General features: G+C 62.0%; 17 protein-coding genes, 1 tRNA gene and 1 pseudogene. 4 read left to right on the top strand and 15 right to left on the bottom strand.

Annotated features, from left to right (window positions below; translation table 11 throughout):
• Window positions 1-239 precede the first annotated feature (239 nt).
• From IPQ13_14860 to IPQ13_14825, 8 genes and pseudogenes are all read right to left on the bottom strand, one after another.
• Entirely contained in the window at window positions 240-1,664 is a 1,425-nt protein-coding gene (locus tag IPQ13_14860) for an NAD(P)(+) transhydrogenase (Re/Si-specific) subunit beta (protein MBL0212171.1), read from the bottom strand.
• Window positions 1,661-1,945 carry an NAD(P) transhydrogenase subunit alpha gene (locus IPQ13_14855; protein ID MBL0212170.1) on the bottom strand — a complete coding sequence of 95 codons (285 nt, stop codon included), beginning with the start codon at window positions 1,943-1,945 and terminating at the stop codon, window positions 1,661-1,663. The genes IPQ13_14860 and IPQ13_14855 overlap by 4 nt, the downstream gene beginning before the upstream one ends.
• Before the next feature lie 107 nt (window positions 1,946-2,052).
• A pseudogene (locus IPQ13_14850) lies at window positions 2,053-3,223 on the bottom strand (Re/Si-specific NAD(P)(+) transhydrogenase subunit alpha).
• 287 nt (window positions 3,224-3,510) lie between these two features.
• Window positions 3,511-3,840: a hypothetical protein gene (locus IPQ13_14845; protein MBL0212169.1), complete on the bottom strand. Its 330-nt coding sequence runs from the start codon at window positions 3,838-3,840 to the stop codon at window positions 3,511-3,513.
• A gap of 11 nt (window positions 3,841-3,851) precedes the next feature.
• Window positions 3,852-5,036 (bottom strand): polysulfide reductase NrfD, encoded by a 1,185-nt coding sequence (gene nrfD, locus IPQ13_14840; protein ID MBL0212168.1) that lies wholly within the window; start codon window positions 5,034-5,036, stop codon window positions 3,852-3,854.
• 27 nt (window positions 5,037-5,063) lie between these two features.
• Window positions 5,064-5,786, bottom strand: a complete 723-nt coding sequence (locus tag IPQ13_14835; protein ID MBL0212167.1) for a 4Fe-4S dicluster domain-containing protein — start codon at window positions 5,784-5,786, stop codon at window positions 5,064-5,066.
• A gap of 80 nt (window positions 5,787-5,866) precedes the next feature.
• Window positions 5,867-6,610, bottom strand: coding sequence for a hypothetical protein (locus IPQ13_14830; protein ID MBL0212166.1), 744 nt, complete (start codon window positions 6,608-6,610; stop codon window positions 5,867-5,869).
• A gap of 400 nt (window positions 6,611-7,010) precedes the next feature.
• Window positions 7,011-7,736, bottom strand: coding sequence for a hypothetical protein (locus IPQ13_14825; GenBank protein MBL0212165.1), 726 nt, complete (start codon window positions 7,734-7,736; stop codon window positions 7,011-7,013).
• 631 nt (window positions 7,737-8,367) lie between these two features.
• Here IPQ13_14825 and IPQ13_14820 point away from each other — a divergent pair.
• Window positions 8,368-9,852 carry a phospholipase D family protein gene (locus IPQ13_14820; protein ID MBL0212164.1) on the top strand — a complete coding sequence of 495 codons (1,485 nt, stop codon included), beginning with the start codon at window positions 8,368-8,370 and terminating at the stop codon, window positions 9,850-9,852.
• A 110-nt stretch (window positions 9,853-9,962) separates the two neighbouring features.
• Window positions 9,963-10,418 (top strand): YbaK/EbsC family protein, encoded by a 456-nt coding sequence (locus tag IPQ13_14815; GenBank protein MBL0212163.1) that lies wholly within the window; start codon window positions 9,963-9,965, stop codon window positions 10,416-10,418.
• A gap of 148 nt (window positions 10,419-10,566) precedes the next feature.
• Here IPQ13_14815 and IPQ13_14810 read toward each other — a convergent pair whose 3' ends face one another.
• The 4 genes from IPQ13_14810 to IPQ13_14795 all read right to left on the bottom strand — a co-directional run bounded on the left by IPQ13_14810 (window position 10,567) and on the right by IPQ13_14795 (window position 15,883).
• Window positions 10,567-12,987, bottom strand: coding sequence for a DEAD/DEAH box helicase family protein (locus tag IPQ13_14810; GenBank protein ID MBL0212162.1), 2,421 nt, complete (start codon window positions 12,985-12,987; stop codon window positions 10,567-10,569).
• A gap of 14 nt (window positions 12,988-13,001) precedes the next feature.
• Window positions 13,002-14,051, bottom strand: a complete 1,050-nt coding sequence (locus IPQ13_14805) for a DUF1016 family protein (GenBank protein ID MBL0212161.1) — start codon at window positions 14,049-14,051, stop codon at window positions 13,002-13,004.
• Between the two features lie 433 nt (window positions 14,052-14,484).
• Window positions 14,485-14,561, bottom strand: a tRNA-Arg gene (locus IPQ13_14800).
• Window positions 14,562-14,614: 53 nt separating this feature from the next.
• Window positions 14,615-15,883 carry an FAD-dependent oxidoreductase gene (locus IPQ13_14795; GenBank protein MBL0212160.1) on the bottom strand — a complete coding sequence of 423 codons (1,269 nt, stop codon included), beginning with the start codon at window positions 15,881-15,883 and terminating at the stop codon, window positions 14,615-14,617.
• 212 nt (window positions 15,884-16,095) lie between these two features.
• On the opposite strand from IPQ13_14795, the gene IPQ13_14790 reads away from it, so the two are divergent.
• Window positions 16,096-16,668 (top strand): DUF1579 domain-containing protein, encoded by a 573-nt coding sequence (locus IPQ13_14790; protein ID MBL0212159.1) that lies wholly within the window; start codon window positions 16,096-16,098, stop codon window positions 16,666-16,668.
• Between the two features lie 119 nt (window positions 16,669-16,787).
• Here IPQ13_14790 and IPQ13_14785 read toward each other — a convergent pair whose 3' ends face one another.
• The 3 genes from IPQ13_14785 to pgsA form a co-directional block, all read right to left on the bottom strand.
• On the bottom strand, window positions 16,788-17,516 hold the full coding sequence (locus IPQ13_14785; GenBank protein ID MBL0212158.1) for an SDR family oxidoreductase: 729 nt from the start codon (window positions 17,514-17,516) through the stop codon (window positions 16,788-16,790).
• Window positions 17,517-17,703: 187 nt separating this feature from the next.
• Window positions 17,704-18,345 (bottom strand): DUF502 domain-containing protein, encoded by a 642-nt coding sequence (locus IPQ13_14780; GenBank protein ID MBL0212157.1) that lies wholly within the window; start codon window positions 18,343-18,345, stop codon window positions 17,704-17,706.
• Window positions 18,342-19,046, bottom strand: coding sequence for a CDP-diacylglycerol--glycerol-3-phosphate 3-phosphatidyltransferase (gene pgsA, locus IPQ13_14775; protein ID MBL0212156.1), 705 nt, complete (start codon window positions 19,044-19,046; stop codon window positions 18,342-18,344). The genes IPQ13_14780 and pgsA overlap by 4 nt, the downstream gene beginning before the upstream one ends.
• 103 nt (window positions 19,047-19,149) lie before the next feature.
• Between pgsA and queG the strand changes: the two genes are divergently transcribed.
• The gene (queG, locus tag IPQ13_14770; GenBank protein ID MBL0212155.1) at window positions 19,150-20,097 is read left to right on the top strand and encodes a tRNA epoxyqueuosine(34) reductase QueG; all 948 of its coding nucleotides are present in this window, start codon (window positions 19,150-19,152) and stop codon (window positions 20,095-20,097) included.
• The last annotated feature ends 34 nt before the right edge of the window (window positions 20,098-20,131 follow it).

Here is a 20,131-nt window from a genome sequence, read left to right as displayed (position 1 = left end):
CCGGCAAACCACCCCCCGCCAGTCCGTGTTCGCCGTAAAAGCCACTGTGCGCGGTTCTGTAGGATTCTTTATAAATAGCTCTCTGTGAATCTTAGTTCATAAATCAGCGCAGTCCGCATTCCGCACCTTGCAACTGTGATGGAGATCAACATCTTTCAAGCATCAGAAGCGGAGGTAGACCTGCCCTGAAGTGGTCCATTCAATCCTGTGCGGACGCCACCCGCTATGGTCCTTGATGGCTAGTGCCCTCCGCCCTCATCCGCGAGATGCCTGGCCAGTTCGCCCACGACTGCTTTGGCGTCCCCGAACAGCATGAAGGTCTTGTCGAGGAAGTAGAGCTCGTTGTCGATGCCGGCGAAGCCCGGGTTCTTGGAGCGCTTGATGGCGTAGACGGCCCGAGCCCTGTCTGCGTCGATGATCGGCATGCCGAAGATCGGGCTGCTCTTGTCGGAGCGGGCGGCGGGGTTGACCACGTCGTTGGCGCCGATGATGAGCGCCACGTCGGCCTGGGGCATGTCCCCGTTGATGACGTCCATTTCCACCAGGTCGTCATAGGGAATCTCGGCCTCGGCCAGCAGCACGTTCATGTGCCCCGGCATGCGGCCGGCCACCGGATGGATCGCGAATTTGACTGTGACGCCGTTCTTTTTCAGCAGGTCATAGAGCTCGCGGACCTTGTGCTGGGCCTGGGCCACCGCCAGGCCGTAGCCGGGGACGATGACCACGAGGTTGGCCTGGCCGAGCACCTGCGCGGCGCTCTCGGTGGTGTCGCTCTTGTAGGCCTTCGCTTCGCCTGCCGCGCTGGCCTGCGGAGCCTGGCCGAAGGCGCCGAACAGGACATTCGCAAAGGAACGGTTCATGGCCTTGCACATGATGATCGACAGGATCAGGCCGGAGCTGCCATCCAGGGCGCCCGCGATGATCAGCAGCTTGTTGTTGAGCACGAAGCCCATGGCGACCGCGGAAAGGCCCGCATAGGCATTCAGGATCGAGATGACCGTCGGCATGTCCGCGCCGCCGATGGGCAGGATCATGAGGACGCCGAAGGCCAAAGCCAGAAGGATGACGCCCATGAAGGCATAGGGGGCCCAGCCCGCCAGCGGGTTCAGAATCAGCGCCAGCCCCAGCCCCACGGCCACGATCAGCAGGCCGATGTTGCCGACATTCTGCAGCGGATAGGTCACGGGCCGCTGGGGGATCCATTTCACCTCCTGCAGCTTTCCTGCGGCCATCAACGAACCGGTAAAGGTCAGGAAGCCAAGCAGGATCTCCGCCACCAGCGCCACCATGATGAAGGGCGATAGCGAGGGCGCGTCCCCCCGGCCAAAATAGAGGAAATATTTCGCGGTGCCCACAAGGCCCGCCGCCAACCCGCCGAAAGCATGGGAAAGCGCCGTCCGTTGCGGAACCGCGGTCAAGGGGACCTGGGCAAGCGGATAACCGATCGCGGAACCCAGGATGAAGGCGCCGAGAATCCACCAATAATGGGTTCCGCCCGTGATGGAGACACCCGCCAAGGTGCCCACGACCGCAAGTAGCATGGCCGCCACGCCCGAGAAAACCCCTTTCCGGGCGGTGGCTGGATCGCTCATCCACTTGAGCGACATGATGAACAGGGCCGTCGAAATGAGGTATAGGAGCTGGACGAGGTTTTCGGGGTTCATTTGCCGGCCCCGCCCTGCTTCTTGAACATCTTCAGCATGCGGTCCGTGATGAGGAAGCCGCTCACGATGTTGGTGGTCGAGCAGATGATGGCGACCAGGCCCAGGGCCACGATGTAGGGCGGATAGTCCTTTCCCGCCGACACGATGATGGCGCCCACCACCGCGATGGCGGAGATGGCGTTGGTGAGGCTCATGAGCGGCGTGTGCAGCAGCCGGGACACCCGCTGGATGACCATGATCCCGATGAAGCTGGCCAGCATGAACACGAACAGGGCGCCCATGAAATCGAGCTGGCCATGTCCTCCCGGCGCAGGACCCGGGTCCGCCTGGACGGCGGCGGTGGCGTTCTCAGAAAGGCGCATAAAGTCGATTCTCCTTCCGCTATGGGTCAGGCCTGGGGCGGATCCAGAGCCTGCAAGGCCTTCAGGGCCGGGCCATGCAGGACCACGCCATCGTGGACCACCGCGCAGGCTTTCAGGATGTCGTCGTTCCAGTCCAGGTCGAAACGGTTCTCATCCTGCTTCCAGAACGCCGTCATGAAGTTCAGGCAGGTTCCGCGAAAACAGCATGCTGGCGTGGTGTGGCAGGCTGGAGGGCAGGTTCGTTGGCGCGATGATCCTGACGCCGCCCACCTCGATGCTGCCGCCGACCTTGGACAGGGTGCAGTTGCCTCCGCCATCGGCGCCCAGGTCCACGATCACCGACCCGGGCTTCATGGATTTCACGATGCTTTCATCCAGGAGCTTCGGCGCCAGGACGCCGCCGATGAGCGCCGTCGTGATCACCACGTCCACCTGGGCGCAGTGGTCGGCCAGCATCTTGGCCTGACGGGCCTTGTCCTCGGCCGACAGTTCCGCCGCGTAGCCGCCCCCTCCTTGAGTATTCTGCTGCAGTTCGATGCCGATGTATTTGCCGCCCACGGACTCGATCTGCTCCTTGACCTCCGGGCGGACATCCGTGGCGGTGACGCTGGCGCCCAGGCGCTTGGCAGTGGCGATGGCCTGGAGGCCCGCGACGCCCGCGCCGATGACGAAGACCTTGGCCGAAAGGGTGGTCCCCGCGGCGGTCATGAACATCGGGAAATAGCTGGGCAATTCCACCGCGCCCAGCAGGACGCCCTTGTAGCCCACGATGTTCCCCTGGCTCGAAAGGGTGTCCATGGCCTGGGCGCGGGTGGTGCGGGGGATGCAGTCGGTGGAGAAGGCCGTGATCTTCCGGTCAGCCAGTTTCTTCACCGCTTCGAGATTGCGGGTGGGGAAGATCGAAGCCAGGAGCATGGATCCGGGCTTCATCAAGTCGGCCTCGTGGCGGCCGTCGGCCCGCAGCCCGGGCGCGTTCACCTTCAGCGTGAAATCCGCCGACCCCAGCAGTTCAGCCGGGTCGGAAACGACCGAAGCCCCGGCTTTCCGGTAGGCCTCGTCCGAGAAGAAGGCGCTGCTTCCGGCGCCCGCTTCGATGGACACCTCGATCCCGGCCTGGACCAATTTCTTGCAGGAGTCGGGATCCAGGGCGACGCGGTTCTCGTGCTCCCTGGATTCCTTCGGAACGGCGATCTTCATGGTCTCCTCACGGTCTGGAACGGACGGCTTCTGGGCGCGGCGGGCATCAAGGGCGCAGAGGGCGGACAGGCGAATCCGCGGATGGTCATATGAGTGATGAAGGGTCGAGAGGCTGCCTTAAAGATACCATTTCCAGTAGGCGGACCAGATTGTCCGCAACGGAGATGCGGACATGGTCCTGCCGGCCCGCGAATTCCCGCGGGTTCCCCATTGGCCGCTGCATGCGGCCGAAGACCAGGGTCAGAAAGTGGGCTGGCCCCTCCAATACGACCGTGCTAGGGCTTGATTCAGGCGGGTTTGGTTGCCTTCGCCTTGGTTCCCTTCCCTTTCTTGGGCGGAACGCCCGGACTTGCTGGGGGTTTCTGCTTGCCCTTGTGGCAGTCGTTGCAGGCTTTCTTCCCGGCGAAATCCCCTTTCCCCTCGGCGAGCTTGGCGCTGTGCTCCTTGGCTTTTTTCCACAAGGGGTTCGATGCGTTGGGCGCCTTCTTGTCGCTCACATGGCAGACAGTGCAGTAGGTAATGCCGATCTCTTTTTTATAAATCGGTTTGGCCTCTGCGATCCCGCCCGCGCCTGCAACGGCGGCCGCAAGCACCATAAAACGGGAGATCTTTTTCACGGAACCCTCCATCAGGCGACCGGAACGGCCTCTTCTTCTTGTTTTTCGTTGAGCCAGGGCGGCAGCAGCCTGAGCAGCACGAACAGGACCGCCAGGGGCAGGATCAGGAATCCGATGGACACCAGGAGCCCCTCGATGCCCATCAAATGGACTTTGTAGATGGTGAGGCCGCGCAGGCTCTTCGAGAACATCTGGCCCCCGATGACCACATTCCATCTCATGCTGAAAATGCCGACCTGGATCAGGATCCCCACCAGGAAATAGAGCATCTTGCGCATCTCGTCGGGGAATTTCCCGTAGCGGCCCACCAGGATTCCGAACAGCGGCAGCAGTCCGCCGATCAACACCTGCGTGATGATCAGGCTGATGAACAGCCGGTCCGAGATAAGCTGCGAGAGGATGTGGATGGATTCTTCCGATTCATAAAGCCGGTGGATGAAGTCGAGGATTTCCAGGGTGAAATCCACCAGCATCGCGTACAGCAGGAATTCCGCCAGCTTGTTCACGCAGGCCATGTCGATGGGCTTCCAGCGGGCCCAGGACGCGACCATGTAGATGAGCAGCACCGCCGCCATCCCCGATACGATGGCCGAGAACAGGAACACGATGGGCATCAGCACCGAACTCCACCACGGATTGGCCTTGATGGAACCGAAGATGAATCCCACGTAGCCGTGGAGCATGAAGGCCGACGGGATGCCGATGATGGTGATCAGGCGGCCGGCCTTTTCGTCGAACCGCAAGGCCTCCGGGGAGACGTCGGTGGCGCCCAGCGTCAGGATTTTGTACACATACTTCATGACCCCGGTCTTCGTATTGGAAAGATGGACGATATCGGCCCGGTAATCGAACCAGATCTCCAGGAGCAGGACCACCAGCAGGTACCAGGCGTAGACGAAGCCGAACATCGCCATGGCCGAGGCCGTGTGCGGCGTGACGAGCATCTCCAGGGCCCGTTCCGGATGCCCCAGATGCGCCATCAGGGGCAGGGGCGCCGCGATCAGGAAGGCCAGGGCGCTGAGCAAGGCCAGCCGGTACACCGGCAGGAGCGCCTTCACGTGGAAGACGCGCTCCAGGGAGGCCAGGATGAAGGCTCCCGCGACGAGTCCCGTGAGGTAGGGATAGAGAACGATCAGCAATTCCCACTGCAGGAAGTATTCATTCGGGTAGATGTACCCGTTGAATGGCTCCAGCATGGCGATGACGAGGGTGGGTTCCATGGCTTACCTGACCTCCAAATCGGCGTTGGCATAGAAGACCTTCGGCCGCGTATTGAGCTCCTGCTTCAGCGCCTTGATCGCGTTGAACCTGAGGAACCGCCGGATGGGACTGCTCTGCTTGTTCAGATCGCCGAACACCCGAGCCTGGGTCGGGCAGACTTCCACGCAGGCGGGGACCAGGCCCTTGGCGATGCGGTGGTAGCAGAAGGTGCATTTGTCGGCGACGTGTTTTTCGGGATGCATGTAGCGGGCGCCATAGGGACAGGCCTGGATGCAATAGCGGCAACCCACGCAATATTTCTCGTCCACGAGCACCACGCCGTCCTTGGTCTGGAAGGTCGCCCCCACGGGGCAGACCTGGACACAGGGCGGATTCGAGCAGTGGTTGCAGAGCTTGGGCACGAAGAAGCTCTTCAGCACATTGCTGGTCTCGGGCAGATCCGGAAACCCGTCGATGCCCCCGTTCGGGGAGTCGACCATGGCATCCCCCTCCACCGGAATCACATAGCGCTCGACCCAGGTCCGCATGGTGTGGGGATCGTCCGAGACCTTGTTTTCCTTCTTGCAGGCGTAGGCGCAGCGGCCGCAGCCGATGCATTTGTGGATATCCACGGCCATGGCGTAATTGTTCTTTTCCGAAGGGGGCTCCAGCTTCTTGTCCTCCTCCCCGCTGAGGGAGCTGATGGACAGTCCGCAGGTTCCGAGTGTGATGCCCGCGGCGGGCATGGCCTTGAACACCAGATCGAGGAATTTCCGGCGCCCCACCCTTTTGGAACCGCTCTCCTGGGGTTCATTCATGTCCATGCTCATGGCGTGTTCTCCGGTGAATGGGGATAGTGGCATTCCCAGCAGAGGTAGCGGCCCGCATGCTTGGCCGTCTCCACCTTGGGAACCAGGGGCATGGTCTTGACCTCGCTCCCATGGCACTTCCCGCAGAATTCGTTGCTCGTGGGCTTGCCGACCCGGTTCACGCGCGGGTTGACGAAATGCTGCTTGGGGACCTGGTGGCAGGTGGTGCACTCCACCGAGGAGTGTTTCGACACGAGCTTCTGGGCGGCGATGCTGCGGTGGCAGACACCGCAATCCTCCGGGGTCTTGGGCGGCACCGGATCATGCGGGTTGTGGCAGGACATGCAGGCCTTGCCGGGGTTGTGCTCGGCCGTGATGATCTGCGGGAACCCGGTCGGCCGCGCGGGATTGTAGTTGTGGCAAAGCGGACAGCCCCCGCGCTGGCGCGGGGCCTCCGGCTTGATGGAAGCGTCCTCCGCATGGGCCGCGGCCGGACCATGGCAGACCTCGCAGGTGACGCCGCGATGGAAGCCCTTGGCCTTCTTCTCGAACACCTCTTCGTGGCAGCCTGCGCAGACATTCACGCCGGCGTAGCTCACGGGGAGATTCCGGACCTCGTTGATCGCGTCCGCGCGATAGTGGCCGTATTGGCCAAAGGATTTCGGGATCAGGTAAGCGCGCATCGCGAAAAACCCGGCGATGAGGACCACGGCGATCGCGCTCAAAACAATCAATTGCTGGGGTACTTTGCCCTTATTCAACGAGATTCTCCTCATCGAAACACTTCAAGTCGGGATGGCAAGGATATGGGTGATAGAAACATTGCACGGCGGGCTCGCCTGAGTGTGGTGATCCACGTCACAAATGGCGATTTGGAGCCTACGGCCGGCCTCGAAGCCCATGTCTGCATGATGCAGATAGTGCTCGACCTGCTGGATCCACAGCACGCAGTTCACCGGGGATACGGTCAGCGGCCGGGGCGAGGAGCACCGCAGGCATGCCCTGGACCGCATGGCCGCCGCCGGCGCCACCATCACCAACCACGAATCCGTGGCATTCGAGTGGGCGAGGGACAAGAACCACCCAGCCTTCAAGGCCCTGTCGGCCCTGATGGAGGAAGGGCAGCCGTAGAGGTGACCGAATCCCAGCTGGCCCGGTCTCCTAGGGCGCCTTGGGCGCGGGGATGGTCATTTCTCCGGTGGAACGCATCACGAGCGTGTACACCATGTTGGGCACAAGCCTGCCGTACATGGCCTGGCCATGCATAGCCTTCACGCCAGCCTGCTTGGCCAGTTGCTCGCTGTTGGCCACTTTCCAAAACCTCGCCCAGAGATCCCGCTCGAAGGGAGTCGTGGCCGTCCGGCCCGCGTAGATCTCTGGAGGAATGCCATTGTGGTCCAGAACGTAGCCTTCATCCGGCCTGACGCGGTTGGTGAAGATGCGCCGGAAGAGCAATAGGGCCTTTCCCTTCAAGGGATCGCCCAACTCCACGAAGTGGTCCTCGAACTTGATGACCAAAGTGTCCACGTAGACTTCCTCACCCTTGATCTCCAGGATGCGCTGCGCGCCCACCACTCCGCCTTGGGGATCCAATTCCGTGAAACGGAGCTTGTTCACGGTCTCGCCGGTGGAATCCAGCGACTGGGAGATCACTTCAAGTTGGGCGCGGCGCTCAGTGTATTCCAGAAGTTTCAGGTAAGTCTTGAGCCGGACGGTTTCCAATTCCAGTTTGGCCACCTTGGCTTCCATCCTTCGCCGAGGCGCCAGGACCAGTTCATCCGCCAGGTAGATGCCTGCCACGCCCGCGCCCACCACCAACACGGTCCAGATTAAAAGGCGGACCGGGAAGGGCCGTCGGGGAGCCTTGATGGGGACTTGATCGCTCAAAAGCACCTCCGGCGCTTAGTTGGCGTTTAGTGGCGATTCCGGCCTCTGTGCCGAGTCTCTCGCGGCCAATGGGACCTCGGCAATTCCGTCCTGCGGCCATCCCTTTCGTTCGAGTAGTACCACCGCTCATTGGTATAGAAGTAGTGGTACCCGTTGTGCTGGTAATAAGAGTCGTCATCGATTTCGACGACCGTCGGCAAGATCGGGATGATTTCCAGTCCACCGCTAGGTGTGGAACGCACCATGCATGCGGTGAGGATGAATACCGAGGACATCAGCAGAACCACTTTGCTTTTCATCTTTCGCTCCTTCATTCCTTGTTGATAGGCAACACCTCGGGTCCTGCCGCACAGGATGAGATTGTTTTCCAAGGGACAGATTCAACGCTTCCGCCCCAAGGGGCCGCCCCCCCTAGAGGAGAGAACCATCATGGGGGAGAGCAGTTTCCAGACCATTATTTAAGATATTTATTATCAATAGTTTATATTATTGACGAGCTCCCATCGCCCGAGTTCATCCGATCAAGATGAAACACTCCCTACGTCAAATCGAGGGCATGAAACGGCCAAGCCAAATCCACCGGGGCTATCATCACCCGGGTGCGGCCGCTCGGATCGGCAACCGGGGAATCATGACCATCTTCAAACTCATTCTGGCCTTGGCGCTGGCCGCCGCGCAGGCGGGCGCTGCCGGGCAGCCCCCCACCGGGGAGATCGCGAGCACCGTCCAATCGCTCCAGGCATCCCATCCGGGAAAAACGGGCACCTTCGTCATGGAGGAGGGTGAGAAATCCCTGCTGGCCCGGAGCTGGCTGGCGGACAAGGCCACCCGCAGCATCGAGATCCAGTACTTCATCTGGAGCGCGGACAACGTGGGCATCCTGGCCACCGAAGCGCTGCTTCGGGCGGCCCAGCGCGGCGTGAAAGTGCGAGTGCTCGTGGACGATCTCCTGATCGATGCGGCACCGGAAGCCATGGTGGCCCTGGCGGCCCACCCGAACTTCGAGATCCGCATCTACAACCCCAAACACACGGTGGGGACCTCGAAGGTGAAGCGGATCGTGAACCTGGCCACCGGATTCCGCGCCTCCAACCAGCGGATGCACGACAAGACCGCCACCTTCGACGGCCTGGTGACCATCACCGGCGGCCGGAACATGGCCGACGAATACTACGATTTCGACCACACCTACAATTTCCGAGACCGGGACGTGCTGGTGCTGGGCCCCATCGTGGCGGACATCAACGCCAGCTTCGAGCGCTTCTGGGCCAGCCCGCTGGCGGTTCCCGTGAACCGGCTCCTGGAAGGCGAAGTCCGGAAATTGACCCCGGCGCGCATCCAGGCGATCTATTCAGAGCTCCATGCCTACGCGGGGAACCGGGAGAACTATGCGCCGGAAGTGCGGGAAGCCACCCAGAACCTGACGCAGAAATTCACGAAGTTGACCGAAGGAATGGCCTGGTCCGATGCTGCCTTCCTGTGCGATCTGCCCGGCAAGAACGACAACCATTTTGGCCTCGGGGGCGGGGGCCGCACCACCGGCGCGCTCATGGACCTGCTCCGCTCGGCCCGCCATCGGGTGACCATCCAATCCCCCTATGTGGTCCTGTCCCCCAGTGGATTGGATTTCTTCAGGACCCTGGTGCGACGGGGCGTGGAAGTGCGCATCAGCACCAACTCCCTGGCATCCACCGACAACCTGCAGGCCTTCAGCGGCTACCAGAAGCAGCGCAAGGCGATCCTGAAGGCAGGCATCCGGGTCTACGAATTCAAGCCGGAGCCCGCCATCATGGGCGACCTGGTCCCGCGATCGGCCCTTGGCAAGGGTTGGAAACCGACCCTTTCCCTCCACGCCAAGACCCTGGTGGTGGATGGGAAAACCCTCTTCGTCGGGACCTTCAATCTCGATCCCCGCTCCGCCAACCTGAACACCGAAGTGGGTGTGCTCATCCCCAGTCCGGACGCGGCCCGGCAGGTGGAGCTGCGGATCGAACGGGACATGGAGCCCGGAAACAGTTGGGATGCCCTCCGCGACAATCCCGATTCCCACGCCACTCCCGGCAAGCGCCGGTCCAGCCGTTTCTGGGGAACGCTGCCCCTCCAGCCGATCCTCTAAGCCGTCCTGCCATGTGCTTGGGAAACCCTTGGGGCCGCCCCGTTTTTCCCGATTGTTCCCCCTCCCCTCCGGACCGATCCTTGGGTGCATCTCTCAAAGAAGGAGGTCGTATGCTCGCCCCTCGATTCAAGGATTTCCTGGATTCCAACGGCGTGAAGTACATCTCGATCCCCCATCGCACGGCCTACACGGCCATGGAGACCGCGGAATCGGCCCATGTCAGCGGCAAGGACATGGCCAAGACGGTGATCGTGGACCTGGACGGCCGGCTCGCCATGGCCGTGCTTCCGGCGACGAAGCATGTGAGTGTGGAGCGCCTCGGGCGCTCCGTGGGGGTGCAGCACGTCGGCATCGCCAAGGAGGGCGAATTCCGCTTCGACTTCCCGGATTGCGAGGTGGGCGCCATGCCTCCCTTCGGCAACCTCTTCGGCATGGAGGTCCTGGTGGATCCCCGGCTCGCCGAGGACGATGAAATCGCCTTCAACGCCGGCAACCACGCCGAAGTCGTCCGCATGGCCTACAAAGACTTCGAGCGCATCGTCCACCCGAAAGCCGTGGCGATGTAGGGCACGGGTTCTGGCCACTTCATCTCAAGGAACGGCACATTGGATTACCTCGGCATTGAAAGAGGAAATGTCCCGGCCCGGAGTAAAGATAAACCAGTGGAAAAGGGCGAGAAACTGAAGGCATGAATTCGGTGGAAATTGGAGGGCATTATGGGAGGGCTTCCAGGAAGGGGAGGCCCGGGATCTCATTCAGTGAGTAACCCATGGCCCGATACCCTCGAAGCCGTTTCTCGAACATCCTCCGAAACAAGGGCATCAATGCGTCCAGGTAGTCGTATATTCGGACCTCCAACTTGCCGGGATTGTTGCGATGCAGGCGACCTGCGTACTGGATGAGGGTTCCTTTCCAAGCGATGGGCATGGCCATGAAAAGAGTGTCCAAGCGGGGATCGTCGAAACCCTCGCCGATATAGCGACCCGTCGCCAGGATGAGCCGGGGCTCGTCCGCTGGGACCTCAGCAAGGCCCTTCAACGCTTCTCGGCGGGTCTTGGCGGGTACTCCGCCGTGAAGGACCACCACATGCTTGGCCGCGTCCTTCAAGGCCTCCGCCAACCAATTCAAGTGTTCACGCCGCTCCGTAAGGAGGATGGGAGACCGGCCTTCTAACAAAGCCTGCCTCACATCGCGGAGGATCATTTCATTCCGCAGCGGATCCGCGACGAGGGCGGCATAGAGATCCTGGATGGTGCCTTGACCCATGAACCGGGTTTCACGAACCAGTAGATGGTTGGTGAATGTCTGTTGTGCCGCATGTGCTTTGTCGGCTACTTGGAATCGGATGGGGCCGCATTGGAAATGCAACAGCCGTTGAAGTCCGTCTCGTCGCCAGGGCGTGGCAGTCAGTCCAAGAATGTAACGAGCGCGCACTTCCTTCATCACTTTTTCGAAGGAAACGGCCGGGGCGTGGTGGCACTCATCCACAATTACGTGGCCATAGTTCGAGATAAGATCGCTGACGCCTTCGCGGCCAGTGAGGCTTTGAATCATGGCTACGTCGATCCGACCCGTGGGTTTGTGCTTCCCACCTCCAATTTGTCCGACCTCCTTGGCTCCGAGTCCCAAGAAGGTTTGAAGCTGCGCACGCCACTGGTCCAGCAGGGGCTTTCGATGGACCAGCACCAAGGTGTTCAACCCCCTGAGGGCCGCCATGTAGGCTCCGAGCACGGTCTTGCCTGTGCCGGGGGGCGCCACGAAAATGCCGATGTCGTAGGGCTGGAGGGCTGCAGCCCCGTCCTTCTGGAGGTCAGTAAGCGTTCCTTGGAATTTAAGTTCCACGGCCTCGCCAGAGTTCCTTCGATCTTCGACATCCAGGCGACTCCCGTGTTCCGCGAGCAACGTTTCCACATCGTCCCTGCACCCCCGAGGAAGGGCGAGGTGTAGCGAGTGCTCCTCCGCCGCACAGATCACCCGCGGAGTTCCACTCGTGGAGAAGCGCATGGCCTGCTTCTGGTAGAACTCTGGATTCTGGAATGCCGCCAGTCGCTTGATCTCAGTTAAAAAACCAGAGGGCACGCCTTTCTTCTCGATGAAGAGCTGGTTCGAAAGGATCGCGCATAAGATGGGGGGAATAGGCTCTGCGATTCGCACCTTTCGTGGCTTGCCCGAAGGTGGGCGCTCCCACGGGGTTTGGTCCAAGCCGTCATCCAGGGGATCGAAACGAACGCCGAGCACTTGGCCTTGGCGGGTGGCCGTTTCCGCCAAAGCTTCCACAGCGCCAGGCGTCATCCGATCTAGCGAGGCCAGGTGAGCCCATTGATCGGGGAAGGAACGGAGATTCTCATCCAGGAAGAGCGTGTTGCCCTCCCTGCGTGGCCCTTGCTGTAGCGGGAGCGCGATGAGGTTGCCGAAGCCCCCCTGCGGCATGGTGTCTTGGTTGGGGAACAACCGATCGTAAGACTTCATGCTCAACTGATGCCGCCGGTTCATGGTTTCTGTAAGGAGGAAGCATCCCAGCTTCCGTGCCGATGCCGCAGACACCGGGGCCGAAAAGAAGACCCACACGTGCGCCCCTTCTCCTGATCGCGAACGCTCCATAGTCCCTGGAACCGAATGCTGGCGGCAGGTGGCAATAAAGGCCAGGGCATCCTCCTGCCAACCTTCGCCATCAAAATCCGCTGCGAGGAACCGGCATGTCTCATCGGGCAGCATCGGATAGACCCCGATGACGTGGGAGCCCTGGAGGTGATCCACGATGACTTGGTCATTCAAAGGAACGTAGACACGGTTAGGGCAGGCCCCGCACTTCCCCTGGAACTTATCGCAGAGAAGGCGGTCATTCTCATTCGCGCATACCGGGGAGTAGCCCTTCCGCTTCGTCTTGCGGCTGATCCACAGCCTGGGGAAGACATCCTCACGGCCCCTGAACAGGCTTCTGAATAAGGCGACCTTCTCCTTGGGCGTCTGCGGAGCCTGAATCGCGCCAGCAGCCGCTTGCGCCGTTTCAAGTTCAGCCAATGCCGCCCTCTGCCTCTGGATTTGGGTCCTGGTGGCCTCCGCTTCCCTTTCCTTCTGAAGCAGATCCCCCTCCAATTCTTGGAGGCGTTGGAGAATGTCGGCCCGTGTGGTCATAGAGGTCGGCAGACCTATTTTCCCACCTGGTCCTCAGGTGCGTCGTCCTCGATATCGAGGCTCAGCTCAGCCTCGATGGCCTCGATGGTCGGAAGCGTCGTATCCAGGGGTTCAGGGAGCGCCCGTAATAACTGGTATTCCGCCACACCCATGGGCTTCTCGATGCCGGAGAGGGCATACTCGGCCACGATGCGGTTCTTGGTTTTACAGAGCAGCAGGCCGATGGTGGGTCGATCTTCCGGGGCTTTCACCTTCGCGTCCACCGTCGAGAGGTAGAAGTTGAGTTGGCCTGCATGCTCTGGCTTGAAGGCCGTCGCTTTCAGTTCCACCACCACATAGCACTTCAGTCGCGTGTGGTAGAAGAGCAGGTCAATGAAAAACTCTTCGCCGCCCACTTCCAGCCGGTACTGACGCCCCACGAAAGCAAATCCCGCCCCCAGTTCCAGCAGGAATCGTGTGATGTGCCGGACAAGGGCGGATTCGATGTCCCGCTCATGGGCGTTCTCCCCCAGTCCCAGGAAGTCGAAGAGATAGGGATCCTTCAGTGTTTCCTGGGCCAGTGCGGACTGAGGCGTGGGCAGGCGCGCCTCGAAGTTGCTCACGGCCTGCCCTTGACGATGGAAGAGGCGGTTCTTGATGTGGATTTGGAGCGTCGTGCGGGACCACCCATGCTGGACAGTCTGAGCGGCCAGCCAGGCCCGTTCCTCATTATTGTCCAGTTGGGTGAGAAGGGTCACGAGGTGGAACCACGGTAATTGGTCAGCGGGCTGCTGACCAATTAGAGCCTCGGGGCACCGTTCTGCAAAGAACCGCATGTACTTGAGGTTCGAGCTAGAAAACCCTTTCATGGCCGGGAAAGCCTCCTTCAAATCGGAAGCCAACCGATCAATGACCCTCGCGCCCCAGCCTTCCACCTGCTGGCGTTGGAGGATGACCTGGCCGATTTCCCAATAAAGATGGATGAGCTCACGATTCACGGCTAGAGCGGCGCGGGTCTGGGCCGCCTGAATGCGACCCTTGATATCCGCCAGTAGCCCAGCGTAAGTGATCAACGGTTCGGTCATGGAGATCCCTTCAGGCCATTCTTTCATTTTCCATGAACAGCCCCGAATATCGAATCGCTGATAGGGCTTTAGTGTCGACTACATTTGGAGTCACGGAATCATGGCATGCTCCCCGAATGTCACACCCAATCCCTCTGTGCGGGGTTCCACTCAGCATAGGGTCATGCCCAACTTGCGGGGTTCGGAATCCTAGACCCTCTCGCTTTCCGAAGTGATTGAGAGACCCTGCCCCTCTCAATCTCACTACTGCGTCCGTCCACACCCCAGGGGTGACCTGAGTTGAAGCAACCCATACAGGCGATAGCTATCGGCCTCCTGACTACCCCATCAAGAGACAGGCCTGGAGTATGTATGCCTCTGGCAAGAATGTGGCAATGGTGGGACAACAACAAAAACGGCCACTTTTGATGGTGGCCGTAAGTGTTGTTTTGATTGGTGGTCCCGATACGATTCGAACGTACGACCCTCAGATTCGTAGTCTGATGCTCTATCCAGCTGAGCTACGGGACCGGTGCTTCTCAAAGTTCCGCTGACGGCTTTCGCGATGAGCGGGACTCTCGATTTTACTGGAGTCCGGCGCTTTGTCCATCCCATTTGTGCAAGGGGCGCGTGCGGGATTCCGGGCAGGCCTGGCCGCTCAGCTCCGTGGCGAGGCGGTCCATGAGGGCCCGGGCGGTAGTGAGCTTCCCGCCCAGCACTAGGCGCAGGTTCGAGAATTTCGGATGGGTTTCGAGGATGGCCTCGCGGCTCAGGTTGGCGGTGTGGGCCTTGTCCTTGGGAGGCCGCACCAGGGGCCGCACGCCTGACTCCTCCAGGCGCACGGCGAGTTTGCGCCACTGCACGGATGGGATGTTGTCCTCCAGCGCCTTGAACAATTCTTCGCGCTCGGCCTCCAGAATCGGCACGCAGCCATCTTCCACGGCCCGCTCGGTGGTGCCCACCTGCAGCAGGCCGTCCCGGGGGATGACGAACAGGATGCGGCCTTCCCCCCGCAGCATCGCCCACGGGTGTTCGCAGCCGCGCTGCAGCAGGTCCGGCGCGTCGAACCAGAGATGGATGCCGCTGGAGAGGCGCAGGCGCTTCCAGCCATCGCCGAACCAGCGGAGCAGCAGCGCATCGTTCCAGGGCCCCAGCGCGAACACCCATTTCCGGGCGGCGACCGTGCGCCGGGTGCCATCCCGCAGATCCCGGGCGTGCGCGGCTTTGAGAATGCCTGGTTCATCGTCGAAGCCTTCGATCTCATGAAAATCCAGCCAGATCGCGGCGCTGGATGCCGCCAGATCCCGGACCAGGTCCCGGTCCCAGGTCATCAGATCCGCGTAAGCGACCGCGCCGCTGAAGGGCGAGGCCGCCGCCCGGGGATCCGCTTCGAAAACCGAGGACGGCACCGCGCCCAGCCGCAGCGCGGGGGGCCATCCGGGCCGGTTCCGGCCCCAGGCATCGTAAAGGCCGATGCCCACGCGATGGGACAGCCCTTCGAAGAATCCGCGATGGGGCATCCAGAAGCTCTCCCACTTCACGCGCCAGGGCGCGAGGGTGGCCCAGGCGGCGCGCTCCACCAGGCCTTCGCGCATCTGCCTGATGTCGCCGGTCTGCAGATACCGGATGCCGCCGTGCAGCAATTGCGAGGACCACTGCGAGGTGCCACCGCCCACGGCGCCCCGGTCCACCACCGCGCAGGAAATGCCGCGCAGCGTCAACTCGCGGGCCAGCGCGCAGCCGTGGATGCCCGCGCCGACGATCGCCACGTCCACGTCCACCTGCGCCGCGGCGGAGCATGGGGCCGTGGGCGCTTCGGGCCACGCAACCGGCCTTGGCGGATCAGCAATCAAGTGGCGGTCTCCCGAGATCTGCTAGTGAGTCTGACAGGACTTCGCGAGAGCCATGCGCCGAGCCCCGCTCCGCCCGGCGGGCCATTCCCGCCTTCCAGCCGGATCGCAGGGCCCGTTGACGGAATTTCCGGCGATGCGCGCTGGACCCGCATCACCATCAGGCCTTGCCATCACCCGGCCCCATGCGGCCGCTGCTTTCAGGAGGATTTGAAATGGCCAGATCTCAATTCGCGGCGCTTGCGCTTCTACTGGCGGCCTCGACTTTATTCGGCCAGGGGCGCCCGGACCCGGCGGCGCTCTTGAAGGCCCAGCGCGAGGCGATGGCTTCGCTCGCCTTCATGGATGGCGCTTGGCGGGGCGCCGCCTGGACCCTCCTGCCTTCCGGCGAGAAGCATACCCTCACCCAGACCGAGCGCATCGGCCCCTTCCTGGATGGAGCCGTGAAAGTCATCGAAGGCCGGGGCTACGACACGGATGGCAAGGTCGCGTTCAACGCCTTCGGCACCATCTCCTACAATCCAGGCACCAAGAAATTCACGATGCATTCCCATGCCCAGGGCATGGTCGGCGATTTCGCGCTGACCCCGAACGCCGACGGCTACGTGTGGGAAATCCCTGCGGGCCCCATGACCATCCGCTACACCGCGACCATCAAGAAGGGCGAATGGCGCGAGGTCGGCGACCGCCTGGTGCCGGACAAGGAGCCGATCCGCTTCTTTGAGATGAACCTCAAGCGCATCGGCGACACCACCTGGCCCGCTGGCGGCGCCATCCCAATGAAATAGAAAAATACTGAACCGCGAAAAACGCTAAAGAACGCGAAATAAGATCGGGATCTCAATTCAGACCCACAGCTCTTTTCCTTATTCGCGTAGTTTGGCGTTTTTCGCGGTTTCAAGCGGTTTCAGTACACCGCGTCCGCCCCGCCGTCCACGGGAATCACGCACCCTGTGGTCCAGACGCTTTCATCGCCCAAAAGGTGGGCGGCGAGGGCGGCGATTTCGACTTCGAGGCCCAGCCGCTTGAGCGGGTTAACTTTGGAAAGCCGGGCCAGATCGGCTTTCCGGTCCCTGGAGGATTTCAACCGCGCATCCACCATGGCGGTGTGGATGGGGCCGAGCGCGATGGCGTTGCAGCGGATTTTCCGGGGCGCCCATTCCAGGGCCAGCACCTTGGTCAGCATGTGGACGCCGGCTTTTGAAATGCTGTAGGCGGCGCTGTCGGGGATGGCGCGGAGCCCGATGTTGGAGCCTGTGAACACAACGCTGGAGCCGATCTTGAGCTTCGATCCCAGGTGATGGCACATCAGCCAAGGTCCACGGAGGTTCGCGGCGATCATCTGATCGAAGGTGGAGAGGTCCGACGATTCAACACTGCCTTTCAGGAACTGGCCGGCATTGAGGAACATTCCGTCCAGCTCGGGGCACTGGGCCGCGAAGGCCGCCACCGCTGCATCATCGGAATGGTCCAGCGACACGCATAGGGCGTTCGGAAGCGTCTCCTTCAGCGCGTCCAGCCGGCGCCCCACGAGCACCAGCTCCGCGCCGCGCTCGGCGAACATCCGCGCCGCCGCTCGCCCGATCCCGCTGCCGGCGCCGGTGACGAGGATGCGCTTGCCAGCAAGGGCAGTCATGCTAACTCGCATTCATTCATCAAGAAAAAGAACCCACCGCCAAGACGCCAAGGGCGCCAAGTCTTTGTATATCGTCTATCAACTTGGTTGATACCGCGATAACAAGCACCTAAATTCACACCTGCAGGCTTTTCTTGGCGGTCTTGGCGCCTTGGCGGTGAATCATTTTTTTGCCTGCGAATTGGCATCACATGTCTCCCTTTTCCGGGAGCCTCGCGCTGCTGGGGATGATGACGCCGCCGCTGACGGCCCAGGTGAGCGCCTGGTCCGGCCGGAGCTGCACGGGGCGGACCTTGGAAGCATCCACCATCACCACATAGCCGGAGGTGGGATTGGGCGCCGTGGCGATGTAGACGGCGATCATGCGCTCGCCGCCCTCCATGGCCCAGGAGCAGTCGCGGTGGGCCACGAAGCCCAGGGTGTAGGAGCCCGGATGGGGCCATTCCACCAGCACCACTTCCTTGAATCCGCCGCCGCTGTTGGCGCCCTGCCCGCTCTGGATGGCGTTGATGAGCTGCTTGGTGGCCCCGTAGACACCTTTCACCACCGGCACGCGGAGCATCAGCTCATCCATCCACAACAGGAGCTGCCGGCCCACAAAATTCCCGACCGAGGCGCCCACCAGCATGAGCAGCAGGATCGTGGCGATGGCCGAGAAGAAAGCCAGGGTCCAATAGCCCGGCTCCGGCAGGCGCAGGGCCGTGTAGACGAACACGAGCGGCCCCCGGAAGATGCCGATGAGGGCGCCGAAGATCCAGTTCAGGATCCAAAGGGTCACCACCATCGGCAGCAAGGTGAACAGGCCTGCGAGGAGATACCGGCGGATCACTGGATGTTGCCCCCATCGCCGCCATGCCCTGGATGGCTGGCGGCATCATCATGCACTGCGGATTTCGGATTACCGGTGAGCTTGCCTGAACCATTGAAGAGGCGTTCTCCCACGGCATCATAGAAATCCTTGAAATACACCGCCGCGCTCCAGATGGCGAGCGCCACGGCGATCCACATCAGGATCATGCCCATGCCGGAGAAGAAGGCGTAGGGCCGGTTGAGCTGGATGAAGAAATGGAAGATCTCGCGCTTGGTCAGCGTGTGAAGAAATGGGTCCAGCTTCGGTCCAAGCATCAGGCAGGAAATGGCCGCCACCTGGGCGCCCAGCTTCCACTTGCCCACGGTGCCCGCCGCGATGGTGACGCCTTCCTCCGAGGCGATGCCGCGCAGCCCGGTGATGGCGAACTCCCGAGCCAGGATGATGAAGGCCATCCAGGCCGGCGCCAGGTTCAGCTCCACCAGGCTCATGAGCGCGCCCGCCACCAGCAACTTGTCCGCCAGCGGATCCAGGAGCTTCCCCAGCACCGTGACTTCGTTCCAGCGCCGCGCCAGATACCCGTCCAGCCAATCCGTGAGCGACGCGATCCAGAACAGCGTGACGCCGATGATCAGATGGTTCTGCACCCGCGTCATGAGGACCACGACGAGAATCGGGACCATGAGAATGCGGGCGAAGGTGATGTAGTTGGGCAGGTTCATGGGAGGAGGGCGGTTGGCGCTCGGCCTTCGGGTTCGTGGACCTCCAGCCTAATGCCGATTGGGCTGAAAGCCCACCGCTCCCCTTTCCCCTATCCTTATCCCCATGGACGATCCCGCCTTCAAGGAATGGCTGCGGGCCGAGGCCCTCGCCCTGGGCTTCGCCCGGGTGGGCTTCGCGTCCTGCGAACCCTTCGAGGCGGAACGGGGCCGCCTCCAGGCTTGGTTTTCTGAAGGCGGCGCCACGCACCTGCCCTACCTCGATGCGGAGACATTGTTCGATCCGCAGCGGGTCATGGAAGGCGCCAGGACCGCGCTGGTGGGCTTCTTCCCCTATGCGCGGCCGGATGCGGTCCCAGGAGCCGAACCCGGCAGCCTGAAACTCAGCCGCTACCTCTGGGGCACGGACTACCACATCCTGCTGAAGCCGCGACTGCAGAACCTGCTGAAGCAGGCCCAGGAACAAAGGCCTGGCCTGCGGGGCCGGGTGTGCGTGGACACGGCGCCGCTGATGGAACGGCAGATGGCGGTGCGGGCGGGGCTCGGCTGGCAGGGCAAGCACACGCTGCTGATCATGGGCAAGCAGGGCTCCTGGGGATTCCTGGCGGTGCTGCTGCTGGACGCGGAACTTCCGCCAGACCAGCCATTCTCATCAGAACATTGCGGCTCCTGCACGGCCTGCATAGATGCGTGTCCCAGCCAGGCCATCATGCCCTTCCGCCTGGATCCGAACCGCTGCATGACCACCTTCACCATCGAGACCGAGGCGGAGCCGCCGCCTGAAGTCGCCGCGGCCATCGCGCGGAGCGGCTGGGCCGCGGGCTGCGACATCTGCCAGGAGGTCTGCCCCTGGAACGCCAGCCCGATATTTGGCGATGCCGGACTCTGGGGCCATCCGAACCGGCTTCATACCGAGCCCGCGGCCAGCCTGCGTCTCGGGCCTTCCCAATGGCGCGCGCGGACACGGCGCACAGCCCTGAGGCGAGTCCGGGTCCGGCATTGGATCCGGACGTTGGACTTGATCCTTGGAAGCGCGGAACACGGCGCAATCTGATCGCCCTGAACTTTTCTTGGTACGACTCGGTATT

The organism is Holophagaceae bacterium, assembly GCA_016720465.1.
In the GTDB taxonomy this organism is placed as follows: Bacteria; Acidobacteriota; Holophagae; order Holophagales; family Holophagaceae; genus JANXPB01.
The sequence above is the reverse complement of the archived record's forward strand: the minus strand, read 5'-3'. Positions and strand labels throughout refer to the sequence as shown.

Bases quoted from the DNA above. Each gene is read 5' to 3' on its own strand.
- IPQ13_14860 (MBL0212171.1), bottom strand. From the start codon at position 1,664: ATGAACCCCGAAAACCTCGTCCAGCTCCTATACCTCATTTCGACGGCC.
- IPQ13_14855 (MBL0212170.1), bottom strand. From the start codon at position 1,945: ATGGGCGCCCTGTTCGTGTTCATGCTGGCCAGCTTCATCGGGATCATG.
- nrfD (MBL0212168.1), bottom strand. From the start codon at position 5,036: ATGCTGGAGCCATTCAACGGGTACATCTACCCGAATGAATACTTCCTG.
- IPQ13_14835 (MBL0212167.1), bottom strand. From the start codon at position 5,786: ATGCCCGCCGCGGGCATCACACTCGGAACCTGCGGACTGTCCATCAGC.
- IPQ13_14820 (MBL0212164.1), top strand. From the start codon at position 8,368: ATGACCATCTTCAAACTCATTCTGGCCTTGGCGCTGGCCGCCGCGCAG.
- IPQ13_14815 (MBL0212163.1), top strand. From the start codon at position 9,963: ATGCTCGCCCCTCGATTCAAGGATTTCCTGGATTCCAACGGCGTGAAG.
- IPQ13_14810 (MBL0212162.1), bottom strand. From the start codon at position 12,987: ATGACCACACGGGCCGACATTCTCCAACGCCTCCAAGAATTGGAGGGG.
- IPQ13_14805 (MBL0212161.1), bottom strand. From the start codon at position 14,051: ATGACCGAACCGTTGATCACTTACGCTGGGCTACTGGCGGATATCAAG.
- IPQ13_14790 (MBL0212159.1), top strand. From the start codon at position 16,096: ATGGCCAGATCTCAATTCGCGGCGCTTGCGCTTCTACTGGCGGCCTCG.
- IPQ13_14785 (MBL0212158.1), bottom strand. From the start codon at position 17,516: ATGACTGCCCTTGCTGGCAAGCGCATCCTCGTCACCGGCGCCGGCAGC.
- pgsA (MBL0212156.1), bottom strand. From the start codon at position 19,046: ATGAACCTGCCCAACTACATCACCTTCGCCCGCATTCTCATGGTCCCG.
- queG (MBL0212155.1), top strand. From the start codon at position 19,150: ATGGACGATCCCGCCTTCAAGGAATGGCTGCGGGCCGAGGCCCTCGCC.